Origin of the sequence: Wolbachia endosymbiont (group B) of Rhopobota naevana, assembly GCF_947250615.1 — a bacterium.
Classification (GTDB): domain Bacteria; phylum Pseudomonadota; class Alphaproteobacteria; order Rickettsiales; family Anaplasmataceae; genus Wolbachia.
Window position 1 is genome coordinate 1,094,584 of the sequence record NZ_OX366333.1, and the last position, 16,572, is coordinate 1,111,155.

19 protein-coding genes and 1 pseudogene are annotated in these 16,572 nt (G+C 34.1%); 14 read left to right on the forward strand and 6 right to left on the reverse strand.

Translation table 11 applies throughout. The features are described from left to right. The first annotated feature begins 4 nt into the window (after positions 1 to 4). From OOL01_RS05315 to OOL01_RS05375, 13 genes are all read left to right on the forward strand, one after another. Positions 5 to 199 carry a hypothetical protein gene (locus OOL01_RS05315; RefSeq protein WP_264686509.1) on the forward strand — a complete coding sequence of 65 codons (195 nt, stop codon included), beginning with the start codon at positions 5 to 7 and terminating at the stop codon, positions 197 to 199. Further along, a complete protein-coding gene (locus OOL01_RS05320) occupies positions 196 to 1,629 on the forward strand; it encodes a hypothetical protein (protein WP_264686510.1) in 1,434 nt (477 codons plus the stop codon). The genes OOL01_RS05315 and OOL01_RS05320 overlap by 4 nt, the downstream gene beginning before the upstream one ends. A gap of 6 nt (positions 1,630 to 1,635) precedes the next feature. Then, the gene (locus OOL01_RS05325; protein WP_264330657.1) at positions 1,636 to 2,193 is read left to right on the forward strand and encodes a hypothetical protein; all 558 of its coding nucleotides are present in this window, start codon (positions 1,636 to 1,638) and stop codon (positions 2,191 to 2,193) included. Between the two features lie 15 nt (positions 2,194 to 2,208). Further along, positions 2,209 to 3,360, forward strand: a complete 1,152-nt coding sequence (locus tag OOL01_RS05330; RefSeq protein WP_264686511.1) for a phage tail sheath subtilisin-like domain-containing protein — start codon at positions 2,209 to 2,211, stop codon at positions 3,358 to 3,360. Positions 3,361 to 3,371: 11 nt separating this feature from the next. Further along, the gene (locus OOL01_RS05335) at positions 3,372 to 3,878 is read left to right on the forward strand and encodes a phage major tail tube protein (protein ID WP_264686512.1); all 507 of its coding nucleotides are present in this window, start codon (positions 3,372 to 3,374) and stop codon (positions 3,876 to 3,878) included. Positions 3,879 to 3,965: 87 nt separating this feature from the next. Next, positions 3,966 to 4,829, forward strand: a complete 864-nt coding sequence (locus OOL01_RS05340) for an Rpn family recombination-promoting nuclease/putative transposase (RefSeq protein ID WP_264686513.1) — start codon at positions 3,966 to 3,968, stop codon at positions 4,827 to 4,829. Between the two features lie 121 nt (positions 4,830 to 4,950). Beyond that, positions 4,951 to 5,208 (forward strand): phage tail assembly protein, encoded by a 258-nt coding sequence (locus tag OOL01_RS05345; protein WP_264374790.1) that lies wholly within the window; start codon positions 4,951 to 4,953, stop codon positions 5,206 to 5,208. Between the two features lie 109 nt (positions 5,209 to 5,317). Continuing rightward, positions 5,318 to 7,615 (forward strand): phage tail tape measure protein, encoded by a 2,298-nt coding sequence (locus tag OOL01_RS05350; RefSeq protein ID WP_264377281.1) that lies wholly within the window; start codon positions 5,318 to 5,320, stop codon positions 7,613 to 7,615. 29 nt (positions 7,616 to 7,644) lie between these two features. Continuing rightward, positions 7,645 to 7,992: a phage tail protein gene (locus OOL01_RS05355; RefSeq protein WP_230609191.1), complete on the forward strand. Its 348-nt coding sequence runs from the start codon at positions 7,645 to 7,647 to the stop codon at positions 7,990 to 7,992. Next, positions 7,989 to 8,198, forward strand: coding sequence for a tail protein X (locus OOL01_RS05360; RefSeq protein ID WP_064085527.1), 210 nt, complete (start codon positions 7,989 to 7,991; stop codon positions 8,196 to 8,198). Before OOL01_RS05355 ends, OOL01_RS05360 begins: the two co-directional genes overlap by 4 nt. Then, a complete protein-coding gene (locus OOL01_RS05365; protein WP_264374792.1) occupies positions 8,199 to 9,149 on the forward strand; it encodes a contractile injection system protein, VgrG/Pvc8 family in 951 nt (316 codons plus the stop codon). Between the two features lie 33 nt (positions 9,150 to 9,182). After that, positions 9,183 to 9,713, forward strand: coding sequence for an ankyrin repeat domain-containing protein (locus OOL01_RS05370; RefSeq protein ID WP_230609188.1), 531 nt, complete (start codon positions 9,183 to 9,185; stop codon positions 9,711 to 9,713). Positions 9,714 to 9,780: 67 nt separating this feature from the next. Next, positions 9,781 to 9,990, forward strand: a complete 210-nt coding sequence (locus OOL01_RS05375; RefSeq protein ID WP_264374793.1) for a hypothetical protein — start codon at positions 9,781 to 9,783, stop codon at positions 9,988 to 9,990. Here OOL01_RS05375 and OOL01_RS05380 read toward each other — a convergent pair whose 3' ends face one another. Then, on the reverse strand, positions 9,991 to 10,512 hold the full coding sequence (locus OOL01_RS05380; RefSeq protein WP_264374794.1) for a phospholipase D family nuclease: 522 nt from the start codon (positions 10,510 to 10,512) through the stop codon (positions 9,991 to 9,993). Here OOL01_RS05380 and OOL01_RS05385 point away from each other — a divergent pair. Then, on the forward strand, positions 10,511 to 11,428 hold the full coding sequence (locus tag OOL01_RS05385; protein WP_264374795.1) for a patatin-like phospholipase family protein: 918 nt from the start codon (positions 10,511 to 10,513) through the stop codon (positions 11,426 to 11,428). The two genes, OOL01_RS05380 and OOL01_RS05385, sit on opposite strands and share 2 nt — an antisense overlap. A 92-nt stretch (positions 11,429 to 11,520) precedes the next feature. On the opposite strand, the gene wmk (OOL01_RS05390) is transcribed toward OOL01_RS05385, so the two are convergent. The 5 genes and pseudogenes from wmk (OOL01_RS05390) to wmk (OOL01_RS05415) all read right to left on the reverse strand — a co-directional run bounded on the left by wmk (OOL01_RS05390) (position 11,521) and on the right by wmk (OOL01_RS05415) (position 16,518). Continuing rightward, entirely contained in the window at positions 11,521 to 12,414 is an 894-nt protein-coding gene (wmk, locus tag OOL01_RS05390; protein ID WP_141456913.1) for a WO male-killing family protein Wmk, read from the reverse strand. 49 nt (positions 12,415 to 12,463) lie between these two features. Then, on the reverse strand, positions 12,464 to 13,381 hold the full coding sequence (gene wmk, locus OOL01_RS05395; protein ID WP_141456911.1) for a WO male-killing family protein Wmk: 918 nt from the start codon (positions 13,379 to 13,381) through the stop codon (positions 12,464 to 12,466). Positions 13,382 to 13,466: 85 nt separating this feature from the next. Continuing rightward, the gene (locus OOL01_RS05400; protein ID WP_264686514.1) at positions 13,467 to 14,654 is read right to left on the reverse strand and encodes a hypothetical protein; all 1,188 of its coding nucleotides are present in this window, start codon (positions 14,652 to 14,654) and stop codon (positions 13,467 to 13,469) included. Positions 14,655 to 14,755: 101 nt separating this feature from the next. Then, positions 14,756 to 15,412: pseudogene (locus OOL01_RS05410) on the reverse strand (JAB domain-containing protein). 170 nt (positions 15,413 to 15,582) lie between these two features. Next, positions 15,583 to 16,518: a WO male-killing family protein Wmk gene (gene wmk / locus OOL01_RS05415; protein WP_264686517.1), complete on the reverse strand. Its 936-nt coding sequence runs from the start codon at positions 16,516 to 16,518 to the stop codon at positions 15,583 to 15,585. Positions 16,519 to 16,572: the final 54 nt, after the last annotated feature.

Here is a 16,572-nt window from a genome sequence, read left to right on the forward strand (position 1 = left end):
GAAAATGCCAAATGATGAAACGAGGCGCGGATATCCTTTGCCACACCCAGAGAATATTGCGGTAGAAGATGTAGTACGTATTCGCAGAGCTATAGAAAAAATAGATGAAGATATTACCGAAAGAGAAGATGAGCATAATCAACTAAAAAATAATTTTAAACGATTTAGATTTGAAACTTTTTTGAATTTTTGGGAATGAAAGAAGCAATATACCAAAGGATAAAGGATTTAGCAGCAAACAGCACACCTGATCAACTGGCATATCTTGCAAAATCGCTGGAATTGATAGCAGATAAAAAAGCTATTGCTGACATTGTGCAGATGACTGAGGTAAAAGAGATAATTGATGCACTACAAAAGAGGCTTAAGGATTTAGCAGCAAACAGTACACCAGATCAATTAGCATATCTTGCTAAAGCATTGGAATCAATAGTCGACAAAAGTGCAGTTTCTGAAATTGTACAGATGACTGATGGTAAGCTAAAAGAACTTCTTGATAGTGCAAAAAAACACTTAACTGATCTGGATAATAAAAAAGCTAGTTCTTTAGCAGTGATCTCTGAATCAGAGAAGCAGTTATTAAAGAGAATTGATGAAAAAGGAACAACAAATTTATCGCTACTTGATACGAGAAAGAATGCCAATATTGCAGCAATAAATAGCATTAGTAATAGTCATAAAGATGGTCTTAAAGGTTTAGTAGAAGATTTTCGTGCTGTTAATAATGTACCATCTGGCTCATCAATTATTGGGGAAATAGAAACTCGTGATAACCAATTAAAAACATCCCTGATAAATGAGGTAAAAACTCGGGATGAACAGTTAAAAGTGTCTCTTATAAATGAAATAAGAAAGCGCAATATGGTTGAACCAGGGTCATTACCTTTCTTATTTGGTGTACTTGGCAGAAAAAATAATTATTTTGGCCACGGAACTTTTACGACAGAGCTTGGAAAGTGGAGTAGTGATATAACAAAAACTGACTATATGTTACAACTACTAGCAGGTAGCCATACGTACAATACAGATTACGTTAGTTTTTATCGGCCAAGACAACTAAGTTTTATAGAGGGAAGTAAAGGAACATTTATTTACGGAGAGTTATGCACAAAAAGTTTTTCTGGTAGTTATGATGAGATATACTATTATCCGTATGCTGCACTTGGAGTAGTATTTGTAAAAAATACAACCAATGTGAACATAAATAAGACAATGGAATTTGTTGGATCATCGTATTCGAGTACGGAGTATGGGGGAGCAGGATTATTTGTGGGAACTCCTGATAACACTAATTCTAATAAATCAAGTATTTCAAAAATAGTATGGAAAAATGTTTACCAATACACGAGTTCTGATAGCAAGTTAGCCGGATCTGGTAATGTGGAGATTCCAGCAGGAAAAACAGTTGCAATATTACTTTACACATCATCTTATCTGTATTCCAGAACACAAGTTAGTCAAGGTATGCTTGCATCAAATTATGTACACAACTATGGTCAATTTATTCAGTGGGGGATTTATAACATACGTAGCAATGTTCTAACTACAGGACTTGAAGTAGATGTGGAGAGAACGCTAAAAGCTTGGCAATGTCCAGGATTATCTAACACGTATGAGATTTGGAGGTAACAAACAATGTCTATCTACATTAGATTTGAAAATGATAAACAAGTAGAAACAACAACACTTGAAAGCAAGCCAACTGAAAATGATTGGTATGAAGCACCAGAAGATTTTGATTGGCAAAAAAGCTATTGTTTAACAGAAGGAGGCAAAATTGCTCAGCGGAATCAAGAAGATATTGAATTGGAGTTACTACAAAATGCGAAGTTTTCTGCACTTTCTAATCTTCATGCTTATTATGATAACTATACTCACCAATACGCAGGATATTCTCATCAGAAGTCTAAGTCGTACGAAATACAAGCAAAAGCCGCAGAGAACATTTTAGCAGCACCAGAATCTATAGACAAAAAAGATGCAGAAATTATAGAGCCATTAGCAAAAGTCCGAGGAATTTCAGTAGTAGAAATGGCAAGAATAATTCAGGAAAAAGCAAAAAGAGCGAAAAAAGCAATAATCAAGTGCGAAGAATTGGTGGATATAGCTGAAAGGGAAATCGGTGAAGCTAAAAGTAAGGAAGAGCTGCAAACTTTGCTAGATGATTGTAAACAAAAAATGCAAGAAAGTTGAAAAGGGGAAAAAGAAATGACAGAACAGTTTCTACATGGAGTAAATGTTATCGAGGTTACCTCAGGAGCGAGGACAGTACGAACAGCTAAATCATCGGTAATTGGAGTAATTGGTACTGCACCTGATGCTGACGGGCAAAAGTTTCCACTAAATAAACCAATATTAATAGCAGGAAGCTTAAAAGAAGCAGCAAAACTTGGTCAATCTGGGACTTTGCCTTCAGCTATTAATGCAATTTTTTCCCAAATTGGTGCAACAGTAGTAGTTATTCGAGTTGAGGAGAAAGTAGAAGAGACGCTCAGCAATGTCATTGGTGGAGTTAACAAAGAAACTGGAGAATATCAGGGAACTCAAGCGTTCTTAAGCAGTGAAAGCATAGTTCATGTGCTACCTAGAATACTAATTGCACCTCAGTTTACTCATCAATTATCTGGAGATGCTGGAAATCCAGTGGTTAGCGCTTTAATTCCTATAGCAGAAAAGCTAAGAGCAATAATAGTAGCAGATGGACCAAATACCAATGATGAAGAAGCAATAAAATGGAGAAAAAGTGTAGGCAGCTCAAGAGTTTATGTTGTTGATCCGTGGGTTAAGGTACTTATTGAAGGAAAAGAAGAAATTTTGCCAGCAAGCCCATTTGTAGCTGGTTTAATAGCGAAAGTAGATAGTGAGCAAGGATTTTGGCATTCGCCTTCAAATAAAGAGATAAATGGTATTGTTGGAACAAGCAGGCCTATTGATTTTACTCTTGGCGATAGAAGCTCTCGAGCAAATTATTTAAATGAAAATGAGGTAACAACGATAATTCACCAAAATGGGTATAGGATTTGGGGAAATAGAACATGTTCAAACGATTCGAAATGGGCTTTTCTATCAGTAAGGCGCACCGCAGATTTAATTAACGATAGTTTACTTCGAGCTCATCTATGGGCAGTTGATCGCAATATTACCAAAACTTATATAGATGATGTAATTGAGGGGGTGAATTCTTATCTTGCAAATTTGAAAGCTAAGGGAGCAATTATCAGCGGAAAATGTTACGCAACTTCAGAATTAAACACACCAGCAAACATCGCAAGCGGAAAAGTATATTTTGACTTTGAGTTTACACCACCATATCCGGCTGAGCAAATAATATTCAGATCACATCTTGTAAATATAAGTTAGGAGAAAGCAAAGTGTTACCGAAAATACTGAGAAATTTTAACGTATTCGTTGATGGTCGTGGTTATGCAGGAAAAATAGATGAAATTACCCTACCAAAACTTACCATAAAAACAGAAGAGTACCGTGCTGGTGGTATGGATATTCCAATAAATATTGATATGGGCATGGAAAAGCTTGAAGCAGACTTTACTTTCGCTGAGTATGACTCTGAGCTCTTTAGACTCTTTGGTTTAATAGATGGAAACTCTGTATCTTTAACTCTTCGTGGTGGAATGCAGGGAAGTGGAAGTAATGATGTTGAAGGAGTAATAATCAACCTTAGGGGCATATTCAAAGAATTTGACTTTGGTAGCTGGAAACCTGCTGAAAAAGCAACGCTGAAATGTACTGTAGCTGCCCATTACTATAAACTTACTATAGGCGGTAATGAGCTGATAGAAATCGATGCTGAAAATATGATTAGAAAGATAAATGGTGTTGATCAGATGGCCTTGTTACAAACGATTCTAGGGATTTAATGGAATAGACAGATGCCTTTTCACTTCTTTATTGAAAAATTACTGATAATACTGTATAATTGTTAATGTTTTTTAGACATTTTTGCTATGGCTTTATCTAAATTTCTTGACCCTAAAAATGATATAGCATTTCGCCGTATCTTTGGTACTGAAAAGAATAAAGACATTCTCATTCACTTCCTCAATGATATCTTGAGCTTTACTGGCAAAAATGCAATACAGGATATAGAGTTTTTAAGTACTATTCAAGACCCTGATATCGCATCTAAAAAGCAAAGTATTGTTGATGTGCTATGTAGAGATTCTACAGGAGTACAATGGATAATTGAGATGCAGGTTGCTAAAACCAAAGGCTTTGAAAAACGTGCCCAATATTACGCTGCTAAAGCCTATTCAAGACAAGCAGATAAAGGTGATCAATACCATAACCTTAAGGAAATTATCTTTATTGCTATAGCAGATTGTATTTTATTTCCTGATAAGTCCGAGTATAAATCAAAGCACACTATTCGCGATGAAGATACTAATGAACATGATCTAAAAGATTTTTATTTTGTATTTATTGAATTGCCTAAATTTCCCAAAACCAAAGAAGATCAACTTTCAAATATAGTTGAGAAGTGGGTGTATTTTTTTAAGTACGCTGATGAAACAAGTGAAGAAGAATTGGAAAGGATAACAGGAAGTGACGTAATAATCAAAAAAGCGTATGAAGAGCTAAATAGGTTTAACTGGTCAGAAAAAGAGTTTATAGCATATGAACAGGAGACCAAGCGTATTCGTGATGAACAGGCTGTCCTTGCTCAAAAACTTGATGATGCCAAAAAAGAAGGAAAGATTGAAGTTGCAAAAGCGATGTTGACTAATAATGTTGATATTAGCACTATTGTCAAGTGTACAGGTCTTTCTGTCGATGAAGTTCAAGAATTAATCCAAGTGGAAAGGAAATAATCCCTACTACAACTTTTATATTAGGTTATCTCTTCAATCAAACATAAAAACTGTAATAAAAAAAATTAGTTATGTAAAAGCCGGTATAGACTTTTATTTAATTAACTTTTTAAGGAGGAACATGCAAGCTATAACACTTAATAACCCAATAACAGTTGATGGTATTTCTGTCTCAGAACTTACTGTTAGACGTCCAAAAGTTAGAGACTATTTGGTAATAGAACGCCTTAATGGTAGTGACCTAAATAAGGAAGTAACTTTGACTGCCAATTTGACATCAGTTGCAAAAGAAGCGATTGAAGAGTTAGATATTGCTGATTATGTAAAAGTGCAAGAGGTATTAAAAGATTTTTTTTCACCAATTATCCAAAAAACTTGAGGTCAGAAGTAACCGAGCTCAGTTCTATTATTGGTAGTGGAATTGAGCCTTTGCTTGATATGGAAATTAACGAATTTATCTTATGGCATGAAGCAGCGAGGAAGGTACAATGTCAACGTTATCTATAAAAATCGGAGCAGTCTTAGATGGCAGTTTTAATACTGTAATAAAAGGAAGTAGTAGTCAACTTACTCATCTTGGTGAGAATATAAGAAAGCTTGACTCATCTTTAAAATCAGTATCAAAGTTTAAGCAGTTGGGTCATGATGTTTTGACTAGTAAGAGGTCATGGAAAGGTTTTGAGGATCAAGTAAAATCTTTAGCTAAACAAATGAAAGCGATAGAGAAACCAAGCAAAACTTTAAAAGCTGAGTTTGATAAAGCTAAGTTTTCTGCAACAAAAGCAAAAGAAGCATATTTGAAAAAGAGAGATGCTTTACATTCATTTAATGAAGAAGTAAGAAAAAGTGGAAGAAATATTAAGTCATTAGTAAGTGATCAATATAAACTTGGTTCTTCTATTGAAGTGCTAAAAGGTAAGTATGGTAAGCTTGGGTCTGCAATACGTAGTCACCAAAGTTTTTTAGCAAGTAAAGCACATTTTAAGTCACAAATTATAGAGACTATTGGGCTAGGTCTTTCGCTTGCAGCTCCAGTTAAAGTTGCGATTGATTTTGAATCGGCTATGGCTGATGTTAAGAAGGTAGTAAAGTTTGATAATAAAAAAGATGAAGTAACTAAATTTGCTGAAGGGTTAAAGGAAATGTCAAGAACAATACCATTATCAGCCGCAGAATTAGCACAAATAGCTGCAAGCGGTGGACAGCTTGGTATCAAGAAAGAAGATCTTTTTAAGTTTACAGAAACAGTAGCAAAAATGTCTACAGCATTTGATATGTCTGCAGAGCAAGCAGGTGATTCCATAGCTAAACTTTCTAACGTTTATGGAATTGATGTTAGTGAAATGGAGCATGTTGGTAATGTAATCAACCACTTATCAGATAACACTGCTGCTAAAGCAAAAGATATGGTTGAAGCTCTAGCAACAGTTGGTGGTACTGCAAAGCAGTTTGGATTAAAGTTTGAACAAACAAGCAGCTTAGTAAATGCTTTTATTAGTTTAGGTAAACAACCAGCAAAAGCTGCAACTGCTATAAATGCACTGCTTAGCAAACTTCAAACTGCTGAAGGTCAAGGAAAAGAATTCAAAGCAGCACTAGAAGAAATGGGCATAACCGCGGAAGAAATGGTACAAAGGATCAGTGAAAGCGGAGAAGAAGCACTACTTCACTTTTTTCAAACTCTAAAGAAAATGGATAATCAGGAGCGTTCTACAATCCTGATGAAACTTTTCGGTCAGGAATATCAAGATGATATTGCATTATTAGCTGGAAGTTTTAATAAGTATGAGGATGCAATAAAGTTACTGGCTAATACAGAAAAGTACGGAAGCTCTCTGCAAGAAGAATTCAAAAATCGTGCAGACACTACAGCTAATAAATTACAATTACTTAAAAATGCAATAGTTGAAGCTGGCATGAATCTAGGGTCAGTAATGTTACCTACCTTGAATTATGTAGCTGGAAGTTTGAAAACAATAACAGAGCATATAGCTTCTTTTGCAGAAAAATATCCAACTTTAACCACGACGATCATGGGTACTGTAGCAGCTTTGATAAGTTTAAAAATTGCAGCAGTAGGACTAGGATACGGATTTACATTGCTAGGAAGTACGATTTTTGGTCTGAAAGCAAACCTACTTGGAGTATTTTCATTTTTATCAGCTACAGTTTTTCCTGCAGTAGTAACAGGACTAAGAGCAATAACGCTTGCTGTAATGAGTAATCCTATAGGGCTTTTAATTGCTGGACTTGTTACTGGCGCAGCTCTTGTTATCACTAACTGGCAAAAGGTGAAAGACTTTTTCTCTAGCTTTTGGAAATCGATAATAAAACCCATAGAAGAAGCTTTTTCATGGATAGGGGAAAGTGTATTTGGAAAAGTATTAGGGAATAGCCCACTGAAAGAGTTTGAAAAAAGAAAAACTGAAGTAAAAGCAGTACATAGTCCCCTAAAGAGTAATATTCTCAACAGTGGAAATCCTTTGCTAAGTAACAGTATAATTAAAGAATTTTCCAAGAGAAATCAGAATAATTTCAGAATCAAAAGCCTTATTGAGGAGAAAAAGTTTACAGAGAGCGATAATGATAAGATATTTGCAGATTTTGGAAGGAGTAAATTTGAAAATAAAGAACAAAATAAAACTCAGAACATCACTAATAATTACACTATCAGCATTAAAGCAGAGCCAAATCAAGATGTTCGTAGTCTTGCAGATGAAGTAATAAAAAGGATAAGAGAAAAATCACGTGATGTTTTATTTGATACAGTAGAGACGTTTTATTGATCAACTATGTTTTTAAAAATTTTTTATTTGTGTTATCTCTTGGTCCATATAAATTTACTCCGATAAGTTTGAAGTATAGTAAAGAAAATCGTTGGAGTGTAATTGAATGTATCGATAAAATGCCGTCACTACAAAATATTGGTCGAGGAGTGGAAAATGTAGATATAGAAGGAGTTATTTACCTTAATATTCTCAACAGAGTAAATCAATTAAAGAATATGAAAGAAGCTGAAAAACCGCATGTTTTAGTAGATAGTCTAGGTAATATTTTAGGACAATTCGTAATTACTAGGTTAGAAGAAAAGCAGATGTATTTTTTACCTAATGGACTACCAAGAAAAGTTGAATTTAGTTTGAGTTTGAAGAGCTATAGATGACTATATATTACTTAACTAAAGAAGGAGAAATGCTAGATCTGATTTGCTGGAAACATTATGGATTTACCGATGGAATAGTGGAGGAAGTATTGCTTAAAAATCCAGGCCTTGCAGAACATGGAAGTTTTTTACCGGTAGGACTAAAAATTAAATTGCCTGTAACAGAAAAACCTCTACAAAAGTCAAAATTAAAAGTATGGGAATAAATGCAGCCAGATTTTATAATAGATAAATGTGAATCAATTAGAGATAGAGTTATATCATTGCGCCTTACAGATGAATCTGGAACTATAGATGATGTAGTTGAAGTACATGTTGATTATAGGGATGAAAACACAGATGTTCCGAATGAATTAAATATCGCTCTAGGTTACAGAGAAACTGGAGTCTTACCAATGGGCATATATACAGTCAACGAAGTTACAATACAAAGTCCACCTAAGACTCTACTAATCAAAGCTCATGCAACAAATTTAAGACTATCATTAAAGGAGAAAGCATCTAAAGAATGGCATCAAATTACTCTAGGTAGCTTGGTTAAGGAAATAGCAGAAAAGCACGGATATGGGTGCAGAGTTGCAGAAGAATTTGAAAATGTGTTGATTCCATATATTAACCAAACAGAAGAAAGTGATATAAGTTTACTAACAAAAATAGCAATAGAACGCGAGGCAATGGCAAAGTTAGCTGGCGGATACATACTTTTTATTCCAAAAGGCAAAGCAAAGTCGGCAACTGGAAAAGCTTTAGGAACAATAGCTATTAGACCTCAAGACACAATAAATTGGAAGGTTCACTTTACCGTGAGTAGGTACAACTCAGTAATTGCAAAATGGCATAGCTATGAAAAAGGTGAAACTATATCAGAAATAGCTGGTTCTGGTAGTCCAAGTTATACTATACAAACGCTTTACTCTAATGTAGAATCAGCACTAAGTGCAGCAAATGCTAAGTTAAAACAACTAAAGCGAAATAATGCAGTATTGGATATCACTATCCCTGGTAATCCAGAACTATTTGCAGAGGCAAAACTTAGCTTGTTAGGGTTTCATCAAGATATAGACGGTGAATGGATAATTGACAGAGCAGAACACATGTTAGATGGTTCAGGTTATCGCACTATGTTATCAGCATCAACGTTAAGAAAAAATCAGTAAAACAAATGTTTAATATTGAAAAAGGTATTGAATATGAATAGAGACTCAAGAAATAAGCTACATTTTTGGTGGTTTATAGTAACAGTAGTATGTGTTATTATTACTTATTGCTATATGAAAGCAAAAGCTACAGATAATTATAAAACAATATTACAAATTGCATCTGAAAATTGTAACTTAGAGATTGTTAAATTCTCAGTAGAAAATTTGTTAGATACTAGCGTACAGATTAATAAGTTAACAGCATTACATCATGCATCTGATTCTGGGTGTCTAAGAATTGTTGAGTTTTTAGTGAAAGAAAAAGCAAATATAAATGCTACAGGTGGGTATATGGGATGGACAGCTTTGCACCATGCAGCAGATAAGGGACATTTGGAAATCGTTGAGTTTTTACTAAGCAAAGGAGCAAATCCTACAGCTACAGCCCAAGACGGAAGAAGACCTAGAAATATGGCTGTAGTGGAATCGCGACACAATAAAAATAACAAACATTACGATAAAATCATAAAGCTACTTGCTAAAGCAGAGGATCAATACGAATCAACAAAAAGTAATCACTAAAGCTGTAAGTTTTCTATAATCTGTATATAAACTTCTAAAACTATCCATAACAAGTTAATATTTTCACATGAAAAAGCAAAAAATCCCAATTACGGTAATTATTACCATATTAATCCAAACCGTAGCAATCATATGGTGGTTATCCAAGCTAGACTCAAGGGTACAATTTCACGATAAACTTATTGAATATGGTTTAATGGAAAAAGTATTAGTACTTGAGGAAAGGGTAAAAAATCTTTCTGAGGAATTGGATGAGCTTAAAGCTGATTTAAAGTAATTATTCTTCTACTTTTGGTGTATAAGGATCAGATTGAGATTGACGATCCTTCCAGTTTTCGATGTATTGCTCAACTAATGTAGGGTCTCCTGTTATAATCAGTAGATTCTCAGCGTTTTTTTTCTGCGCGGCGTCAGAGAAATTGAAAGATCCAGTTATGATTTTTTGCTCATCAATAATCATAATTTTACTGTGTGAAATTGCAGGTTTATAGTCTATGTATATTGGGATTTTTTGATGAAACAGTTCATTAATAACACTATACTTTGAGCTAACTTGCGATTCGTCGAGAATAACCATGACATCAACTCCACGCTTTTTAGCTTGAACTAAGGATTCAGCAATAGGCTTTGAGGTAAATTGGTATGCCTGAACCAACACGGATTTTTTAGCATGATCCACGGAATCAATTATTAGGTTGGTGCAATTTTCTCTAGGAGTGAAACATACAGTAGTACTTGGACAAGAAACACAACCTGATAAAAGCAAACAAGTCAAAAAAATCAATAAATATCTAAACATGGCCAAATATATTCTTTCAGTTGACGGTGGAGGCATAAGGGGCATCATACCAGCCATTATACTAGCAGAAATAGAAAAAAGAACAAGAAGAACTATAGCTGAAATCTTTGATCTTATAGCAGGTACTTCAACCGGTGGAATTGTTGTAGCGGGATTATGTAGAAAAGATGAACGAGGAAATCCCCAATATTCAGCCAATGATTTAGTTGAGCTTTACCAAGAGTACGGAGCATATATTTTTAAGTCTTCATTTTTTAGGAGATCAATATTATCTTGGTTTAACTGCGCACAATACCCACATAAAAATATTGAATCTGTACTGGATAAATATTTTGGAGAGGATATTCTAAAAAACACATTAAGTAAGGTACTGATAACAAGTTATGATATTCACAATAATCGTCCATTTTTCTTTAAAAGCTGGAAAGAAGGTAATATTAAGCTGAAAGATGCACTCAGAGCTGCAACGGCTGCACCTACTTATTTCATGCCAAAACATCTCAAAATTAACCAGATAAAAAGAGTATTAGTGGATGGTGGGGTGTTTGCCAATAATCCAGCGGCTTGTGCATATGCAAGTGGTAAGAGGTTATTTCCAAATGATGATATTCTACTGTTATCAATAGGTACTGGAAGAAGAGATAGAAGCATAGCTAATTCAAGGAGATTTGGAAAGATAGGTTGGATAAAACCTCTGTTGAACGTAATGTTTGCCTCAAGTTTAGATGCAGTAAATTACCAACTTGATCAAGTTATAGCTGATAAATATATACGTATACAATCGCAACTAAAAATAGCATCACCTGACATGGATAATATTACATCAAAAAATATCAAATCTCTTCAGCAAGAAGCAAATGCAATGATAGAGGAAAATCAAAAAGTAGTCGATAAATTCTGTGATGTTTTATCTTGATACGTAGAAATGCCAAAAAAATTCTGCAGAGCTAAATAAGGGTTTAGAATAGATAATATATTAACCATTTTTACTTATATCTTAAACACAATTCAATTTTCACACTCATCGGCAGTTAGGCCACTTGCTCGCACAATAATATCAATAGCAACACCTTCCTTTGCTAGATTTTTTGCAACCTTGATCCTTTCTGTTTTTTTAACTTTTTCCTTGCCACTTTTCATATCTTCAGATAGAGATTTGACTAATGATTCTTGTTCTCCGTACTCATCCATTAAACTCAATAGCTTTTTGCTTTCTCTTGTTTTAGGCAGCAGAACTTTAATATTCACTGATAATTCCCCTGCTATTTCATATAATTTATCAAATGATATTTCAGTATATCCTTTTTCATATTCGTGTATTTCCTTGAGTGTTACACCAACTTTATCCGCCAAATCTTTTTGAGTATACCTTCTTATCAATCTCCATTCTCTTATTCTTTGCCCTACTCTGTAATATATAGAATCAGTGCAGATTTCTCTCTCTGTATTATCATACTCGTAAATAGATAAGCCGGTTGCTTGGGAAATTATGTCAACTGAAACTCCTTCTTTAACTAGATTTTTTGCTACTTCTAATCTTGCCTCCTCTTGATTGATTTTCTCGCTAATATGAACAAACCTGATTAATGAAGGTACTATTTTGCCTAACTTTTGATTCTCGTATATTTTCGTTAGATAGAGTATTTCCTCGTCTTCATAACTGTCTTCCCTTACTATTACTGGTTCAGGTAATAAATCTACAACGTCAACTGATAATACTCTTGCTATTATATATAGTACTTCAATTGGAATAGGAATATACCCATCTTCATAGCTGTTTACTTCTTGGTATGTTAAACCTATTTGACTTGCTAATCCTATTTGAGTATGCCCTCGCATTAACCTACAATTTTCTATTCTTTGCCCTATTCCGTAACTAACATTGCTTGCAGAAACAAACATTTATCCTCCATTTAAGAAAAAAACTTTATTGCTATAATTTTTTTACGAGCTATCCATCTAAAACCATATCAATAGATAAACCTACCGCTTGCAAAATAGTATCAATAGAAATTCCACCTTTTACTAGATCCTTTGCAACTTTAATCCTTTCTATCTCTCTCACTTTCCCCTCACAAATACGTATCCCTTCAAACAAAGATTTTATTAGTGCATGACGTAGTTCTTGGCTCTCAATTTCTTTGTATTCTTTAATCAAATTCGGTAGCTCATTTTCCACTTTACTACCTTCATCTTCCTCTGTTAGTAGATCTGTAATACTAATCGATAATGTTTCTGCTATCTCATATAATTTTCCCAGTGGAGTAGCTACGCGTCCTTGTTCATAGTTGCTTATTTCGTCACGTGTTGTACTCATTTTCTCCGCTAAATCCTTTTGAGTATACTCTCTCACTAGTCTCCATTCCTTTATCTTTTTGCCTATTTGGTAGTAGATAGAACCAACTTTTTCTTCAACACATTCATCAGCAGACAGACCAATTGTTTTTGCAACAATATCAACAGAAACTCCTGCTTTAACCAGACTCTTTGCAATTTTTATTTTTTCCGATTTTCTACTACTTTTCTCACTAACTTGGACAAATTTGGTTAGCAAACAAAACATCTTACGTAACTCCTGATCGTTAATCTTTTTATATTCTCTTACTAGATTTAATATTTCTTCTTCATCTTCAAGACAGCTTTTTGATACAGGAATAAGATCCGTAATACTGATTGATAGTGCCTCAGTTATAGCATACAACCTTTCAATTGGAACTCTACGATTCCCTTTCTCATATTGCAATATCACCCAGTATTTTACACCAATTTTCTCTGCTAAATCTTTCTGAGTGTACCCTCGCTCTAACCTCCAACTTTTTAATTTTTCTCCCACTTTATAATCTAGACTTCTTTCCACGCAAAGAACCATATATAATATTTTCTACTATAGCTCAAAGGCTCCAGATATAATGGTAAAAAAAACCTCTGGAACCTTAAAGTTGCCTGTAGACGCATTAAAGTTCCCGAAAGGTTTCTTTACTACCTCCACATACCCTATTTACCCATGAAGACGGAGACAATACTTCATCATTGCTAATCTCTTTTATAGCATACTTTTCACTCCATATGCCACATCTAGTGAAATTACCTTTCTCTACTGCTTCTTGAAGTTTTACTCCCCCAAAAAGGCAGTTTTTTCCTATTTCTTCGTCTCTTTTTTGTAACTCAGCCCACATTTCCTTATTTTCTACTCTCACTTGCACCTGATCTGCCTCTTGGTACAACACAATATTTAGCTTACCAATGCTCGTAGGAAATTCTAACATGACAGAGCTGCCATCTGAAATATCGGTATAGTTTCTTATACCTCCCTTCTCACTTTTAACTTCAACTGCATCATTACCAATTTTTAAGATATTACTTCCTAACTTTCTGTTTGCTTCCAGTATTTTGGCTACCTCTACCTTACTATTCCCAGAAAATTCTATATACGATGTTGTATTATCTATCTCAACATCTATTAATTCTCCTTCTTGCACAGCATTTTCGCCAGCTTCCTCTAGCTCTTCTAGTTGCTTATCTATCTGTGGCTGAACTTCTGGCTGTAGCTCATTATAGATTTCACCTATCAGTTTATTCTGCAGTAAAGCATCATGAAACTCTGCACCGCTTAGCATTAATTTACGTATTAGCTTTTTTCGATCACTTTTTTCTAATCTGTGAAAATGTGTACCTAATACTAGATATTCTGCAAAACTCCATTCCCCATCATTACATGCATTTAGCCTTACTCCAGAAGTTATTACTTTGTCTATAACTTTGTGCAATTCATTTACGTTTTTTGCCTCTACTACAGCACTTTTAAACCAGCTCAATTTTTCGCTTTCGCTTATACTTGGCTTTATTTTTTGCAAGGCAGAGGTAAATGGATTTTTATCTTCTTGATCACTTATAGGTTTTGTGCCATATATGTAATCAAGCCCTTTTCCGTAGTTGATTTGAACGTCTCTATTAGGGAAGGGCACTTCTCCAGGTTTTTTAGCCTTATTGGTTTTGCTTACAAAGGTGGACTGCTGGTTAACATGACCAATTCCTATAATAGCATTTAACATCTCACCTTTTGATAACTTATCAAGGTCAACGTTTAATTCGTAAGTACCTCCTTTCTTATCATCAAAAGGTACAATTATTTTATTACCCATATTATCCTCACTATTAAAAATACTTTTTAAGCGTACAATAAACTTTATACATCTCATTACTCATTATAAATTATAGTGAGTAGATTTGCAAATATTTTCTGCTATAACAATCCGTTTTCTCGAAAGCTGAAATAGCCTCCACTTGTGATGATAATATGGTCAAACAATTTTACGCTTACAGTACTACATGCTGCTGCCAAGCTCTTTGTTACTGCTTGATCTTCTTCTGAAGGTTCTAAGCTTCCTCCAGGATGGTTATGTGACATTATTATTGATGTTGCATTTTTTATTAATGCTTTTCTTGTAATTTCCTTTATTTATACTGGTGCTTTTTCCATTTCACCAATATAGGATTCTTCTCCGATTAATTGGCACCTTTTATTCAAGTACAGTATTTTTACACATTCCCTCTCTGCATGACCTATACTTACGTTCAAGTATTCTACTAGCCCTTGTAAGTCCATGATTGGTTCTCCCTTGAGCTTTTCTCTCAGTACCCTTTCTAGCGTTTCCTTAACACACATAATCATTGCTACTGCAGAATCAGTTACTCCTTCTATAACTTTCAGGTCATCCATTTCTCGACCTAAAATCCTTTCTACTCCTGTATAGCTATTCACCAGATTTTTAGCAATTTCTTGAGCTTGTGGCCTTTCATGTACTGCACTTAGAAATGTTTCCATTATTTCACGATCAAGTAGTGCTTTGCCTTTGCTTTCTAATATTCTGAATTCGATTTCTTCTTTACCTTTATTCATATAATTTACCTTTCACTAACAACAAACTTTTTTTAGATATTTACTGCTGTTTTTTATCAGCATTGGCATAGAGCCATAGCTTTCGAGTGAAGTCAAATCAATTTTTAAATCTTTTTTGCTTATTTTTTCATTAAAAGGTAAAGATATTAATATATGGTGATTTTTTTATTTTAAACTTGTTGAATTTCGCCTAAAGAGAGGCCTGTTATTTGCAAAATAATATCGGTAGAAATTCCTTTTTTAACTAAGTTCTTTGCAATTTTAATTCTTTCTTCTTCTCTAATTTTCTTCTCACAAATTTGTAGGTTTTCAAACAAAGATTTTATTAATGCATTACGCAATTCTTGGCTCTCAATTTCTTTGTATTCTTTAATCAAATCAGGTAGCTCATTTTCCACTCTACTACCTTCATCTTCCTCTATTAGGAGATCTGTAATACTAATCGATAATGTTTCTGCTATTGCATATAATTTATCAAGTGGAACAGCAACTCTTCCTTGCTCATAATTGCTTATTTCGTCACGTGTTGTACTCATTTTCTCTGCTAAATCCTTCTGAGTATATTCCCGTACTGCCCTCCATTCCTTTATCTTTTTCCCTATTTTGCAGTATATAGAACCCGTTTTTTCTTCAACACATTCATCAGCAGAGAGACCAATTGTTTTTGCAACAATATCAACAGAAACTCCTCCTTTAACCAGACCTTTTGCAATTTTTATTCTCTCCGTTTTTTTACTATTTTTCTCACTAACTTGAACAAATTTGGTTAGTAAACAAAACATTCTACGTAATTCCTGATCATTAATCTTTTTATATTCTCTTACTAGATTTAATATTTTCTCTCCCTCATCTTCAAAACAGATTTTTTCATTTGATACAGGAATTAGGTCTATAATATCAACCGATAACACCTTTGCTATAGCGTACAATTTTTCAATCGAAATTTTACGTGTTCCTTTTTCATATTGCAGTATTACCTGATATGTTGTTCCGATTTTTTTTGCTAAATCTTTTTGAGTATACCCCTTTGTTAATCTACGATTTCTTACTTCCTGTCCTATTACTTTGTAATCTAAAAAATTAGAGCATTTATTCTCTCTTTTCAAATTTTATACTCCATAATCAGAAGAGCTGTTACGTATACTTAATTGGCAACCTTT